Source organism: Massilia sp. DJPM01 (genome assembly GCF_030348125.1).
GTDB classification, from domain to species: domain Bacteria; phylum Pseudomonadota; class Gammaproteobacteria; order Burkholderiales; family Burkholderiaceae_D; genus Telluria_A; species Telluria_A frigida.
Genome location: NZ_JAQOZV010000129.1, coordinates 1 through 4,015, shown reverse-complemented (window position 1 = coordinate 4,015; position 4,015 = coordinate 1). Strand labels below are relative to the sequence as shown.

Genomic DNA, 4,015 nt, shown 5'->3' with positions numbered 1-4,015 from the left:
AAAAAAAGCCTCCCCTAACCCCGGCTGGTGCGTGGGGTTGCGGTTTGCGTCAAGGGTCCGCTGCGCGCCCCTGACTGCGCACACGCCGCCGCGATGCCAGCTTGATTAACTTAACCGAAAGGTCTTGCCTCGCGCGCGTGCGCAAGCCAAAATGCGTGTCTAGAGAAATTTGCAACAATACCGGGGCGGCATCTGGATTTAGCCGCTTCAAGCTGTTGATTCGACTAGGGAAAGTGGCGAAATTTAGGGAAGTGCGCGTCGGGTGGGCGTTATATCCAAAGCGATCCCATTGGGCTCGACGGTGGTATAAACACTTACGGCTATGTTGGGGGCAACCCACTCAGCAGAATAGATCCGTTGGGGCTTGCATATTCATGCGCAACAACTGGCCTCGTGACAATTTGTAAAAATACGCCACCGCCTGGTCTTGTTGATCCAGAGATGCAACCCTTGCCTTCGTCGCAAAATTCGTCATGGTTCACGGCAGAAATTGAGGCCGCCAAAGACAGAGCGCTTTTGATTCCACGAATTTTCACGGCGATTGCTAATGTCTGTATGTCATCTAGCCGTGAGCGTTGTGAAGCCGACTGCGACAAAGATGATCGCGCACGTGTAGCTTTTTGTCAGGCAATGTCAGGTATGAAGGGTCGTAATAAGCAGACGTATTCTCAATGTATGGATGCAGCTGATGCTGCGCACCGCGCTTGTTACCAAGACTGTGGGAAGGAATAAAATGGCCAATTTATCGTTGCAGGATTTGATTATTAGGTTGCATGAGCAAGACCAATCGCTCCAAATGTTCACTCAAAAAAGAGGAGGCGGCGCAGGAGAGTTAAGTTTCTTCCACGAGCTATCTGATTTAGACATGTTAAGTGAGGAAACTGTCGAAGAGCATATTGGAAGGGCTGTCTTGGCATTTCTCTCTGCAAAATACGAATCAGATTTATTTGGTCTTGATCGGTACCGGCAAGCAGGAAAGAGCTTCGCTGCGAGCATGGATGATGAGTCAGCGCTACTGTTGGCGAGTGGCGACGCTGAAAACGAGTTCGAAGGAGCGATGCTGCGAATCTATCGGTTCGATGAAAGCTGGACTCTGGAAGATATCGAGGGAATGACGGCGTTGCTTGAGCGTGCTGCCAGATCGGGGTCAAAAAAAGCCAAGAAATTTCTCCGCGAGGATTGGCCCGAACGATCATTAATGTTTAGAAAACGGCTGGAACGTTCTGGCTGAAATTGTGGCAAATGAGTTTTGACCGGCAGGAACGGGGTTCGTTCCGACAAGCCGACACGGGCTGAACATTAGTTAGCCCAAGGTGGCGAGGGCGACTTGAAATGCTGGCCGTATCCTGTCCGTATCTGCCGCGTATCCTAGCGTATGCTATTCGTATCCTAGCTGTATCCCATCCGGCGGTGGAAAAATCCTCCTGGTGTGAAAAACCCGGCAAGAAGAGAGTGGTCAGCGGGGCGCGGGGAGTCCCCCGCAGCCCCTGCCGATGTCTCACACGTCACGCAACCTCCGGTTTCTGCGGCAACTCTCATGACCCACCGCCCGGCCGCCAATATGTGCTTATAAATACGTGCCAATAGGTACGTGCCTAAGGACAGGTGCCTAAGGATTTCTACCTAGGAGTAGGCGCGTCTAGAGCTAGGGGCAGCTACATGTATCCTATGGACCCGTAGCCATGCCCTACGGAGCGATACGTGGCGTGCCGTATCCGGGCGCAAATAAAGTCGGCGTATTAGCATCAAATTCGTGATAAGTTCTCAAATCCATGATAAAACATCGCCTGTCCCAGCCACTATAGATAATGTGATGCTCCAGCCACCTAAAGCCCCTAAGACCTCTTCCACCGATGACCTGCCCGATGCCGACAAGTTGGAGGTGGGGCGGCGCATCAAACAGCACCGCGAGCGCCATCGCTGGACGCTGGACGAGCTGAGTCAGGCCACCAAGCACGTCGATCCGCAGCAGGCGGGCGTGTCCAAGGTGTCTATCTCTCGCTACGAGAATGCGGACAGCTACCCCGGCTACCGTGAGATCAAGCTGATCGCGCAGGCCCTGGGTGAACCCATTACCCATTTCTTCTATGGTGACCGGCCCGACCCGTTTAGCGGCTGGCATATGTCCCTGGACGACTACCTGCGCCACATCATCAAAGATGTCCTGATCGAAGAAGGGCTGGTGGCGGGGCAGTCGATATCGGACAAGGAAAGCCAAAAGATGGTTGGCATGGCCGATATCAACCATCGTCGGCAACGACTGCGGCCGAGTCGTGATCCTGCTGAGCGAGCGGCTAAGGCAACGCAGCAGGCTGCGGATTTGGACGAGCTAGAACGGTCGGCCGTTGAGTTGGACAAGGCGATGGGTGTGAGTGGCAAACAAACCAAAATAAAGCAAAAATGAGATAAATCTCGAAATTGATTTGACGTAGGGAGTGATGAGTTCTAATATCACGTTCGAGAATGATCTCGAATTTGATATTTGGCCGCATGACACCTACCCCCGACCTAGCTTTATCTCTACGTAACGCGCGCATTGCCGCGCATCCTGGCCTGAACGGCTTGCCGCCGCGTTGGAAAAGCCAGCTCACCAAGCGCGTCACCGACGCCTGCCAACACTTCCTGTTGCCGCAAACGGTCGATTCGATTGTTGATCGCAGCATCAACGCATTTCGCGCCAGCTACCTTCCTGGCGGACTAGACCTGACAGCTACCGATGGCGAGATCGTCGAGCATGCGCGCCGCCGCGCCGATGCTGCTGCGCTGATTCTGGCCGGCACCAGCGACGCGCAGGCGAAGCAGGCGATCATCGAGCACACATGCAGCACCGCCCGCGTGCCGGTACCGAAGGGCGACACCCTGGATGCGCAAGTAAAGCGGCTGTCGTGCTGCCACTGGTGGCGTCGTCAATTGCGGCGCCAGTACGCCCGCACGCTGGAAAATGGCAATATCCGCCTACATCTGGTTCAACGCCAGCGCGATCCCTACGCCAGCCGTGACGCGATGCTGCGCTGCTTGCGCGAGGAAACGCGTAACCGGCTGTGGATGGAATCGACGGTGCTGGAGAACGAGAACGGCGACCGGTTTACCTTGCAAGAGCTGTCCGAGCGCGGCACCAGCAACAAGGCGATTCGCCGTGCCGAACTGATGACTCGCATACGCGGCATGGAGGACTACGCCCGCGATCATGGTTACAGCGCGTTGTTCGCCACGATCACTTGCCCCTCGTGCTACCACGCCACGCTGGCCGGCAGCGGCCAGGGCAACCCGGCCTACCGGGGCTATACGCCACGCCAAGCGCAGGATTACCTGTGCAAGCTGTGGGGCCGGGTGCGGGCCAAGCTGGAGCGCGAAGGCATCGAGCTGTACGGCCTGCGCGTGGCCGAGCCGCACCATGACGCCTGCCCGCACTGGCACCTGATCGTGTTCGTGCTGCCGCAGCACGCGGCGCGGCTGGAGGCGATCATCCGTCATTACGCGCTGGAGGCGCACCCGGACGAGGTGGGCGCGGCCAAGAACCGCTGCCACTTCGTCCCCATCGACCCCGACAAGGGCAGCGCCACCGGCTACGTGGCCAAGTACATTGCCAAGAACATTGACGGCTACAAGCTGGAGCTGGACGTGACGGGCGAGCCGGCGATCACGGCCAGCCTGCATGTGACGGCCTGGGCCAAGACCCACGGCATCCGCCAATTCCAGGCATTCGGTGCGGGCAACATCACGCTGTGGCGCGAACTGCGCCGTATCCCCAAGGCCACCATTGCGGGGGTCTAAGCCGGAACCCCGGATTTTTCCGGCCAAAGCGAAATCCTGCCAATTGTTGGCTTGGTGGGAGCGAAGCTACCACCAGATGACATTTGGTAGCTTGGTGGTCCACGCAACGGCTGTTGTGCCGCAGCTTGCAGCTTGCTGCGGGCTAGCAGTTGCGCCCTCATTCATTCCAGTGAAAGGCGGGCGGCTAAAAAATCCACCAAGGCGCGCACGCTCGCCGACTGCATGCGACTGACCATTACGG

General features: G+C 57.1%; 4 protein-coding genes. All 4 read left to right on the top strand.

Annotation, left to right across the window (positions count from 1 at the left end; genetic code table 11):
• Window positions 1-273: 273 nt before the first annotated feature.
• The 4 genes from PO883_RS33920 (at window position 274) to PO883_RS33905 (ending at window position 3,774) form a co-directional block, all read left to right on the top strand.
• Window positions 274-732 (top strand): RHS repeat-associated core domain-containing protein, encoded by a 459-nt coding sequence (locus PO883_RS33920; protein WP_167093854.1) that lies wholly within the window; start codon window positions 274-276, stop codon window positions 730-732.
• The gene (locus PO883_RS33915) at window positions 689-1,231 is read left to right on the top strand and encodes a hypothetical protein (RefSeq protein WP_289313716.1); all 543 of its coding nucleotides are present in this window, start codon (window positions 689-691) and stop codon (window positions 1,229-1,231) included. Before PO883_RS33920 ends, PO883_RS33915 begins: the two co-directional genes overlap by 44 nt.
• Window positions 1,232-1,813: 582 nt before the next feature.
• Window positions 1,814-2,404 carry a helix-turn-helix domain-containing protein gene (locus tag PO883_RS33910; RefSeq protein ID WP_289313715.1) on the top strand — a complete coding sequence of 197 codons (591 nt, stop codon included), beginning with the start codon at window positions 1,814-1,816 and terminating at the stop codon, window positions 2,402-2,404.
• 86 nt (window positions 2,405-2,490) lie between these two features.
• On the top strand, window positions 2,491-3,774 hold the full coding sequence (locus tag PO883_RS33905) for a replication endonuclease (RefSeq protein WP_289313714.1): 1,284 nt from the start codon (window positions 2,491-2,493) through the stop codon (window positions 3,772-3,774).
• The last annotated feature ends 241 nt before the right edge of the window (window positions 3,775-4,015 follow it).

Excerpts from the sequence above, each read along its gene's own strand:
- PO883_RS33915 (WP_289313716.1), top strand. The coding sequence starts at position 689 with ATGCTGCGCACCGCGCTTGTTACCAAGACTGTGGGAAGGAATAAAATG.
- PO883_RS33910 (WP_289313715.1), top strand. The coding sequence starts at position 1,814 with ATGCTCCAGCCACCTAAAGCCCCTAAGACCTCTTCCACCGATGACCTG.
- PO883_RS33905 (WP_289313714.1), top strand. The coding sequence starts at position 2,491 with ATGACACCTACCCCCGACCTAGCTTTATCTCTACGTAACGCGCGCATT.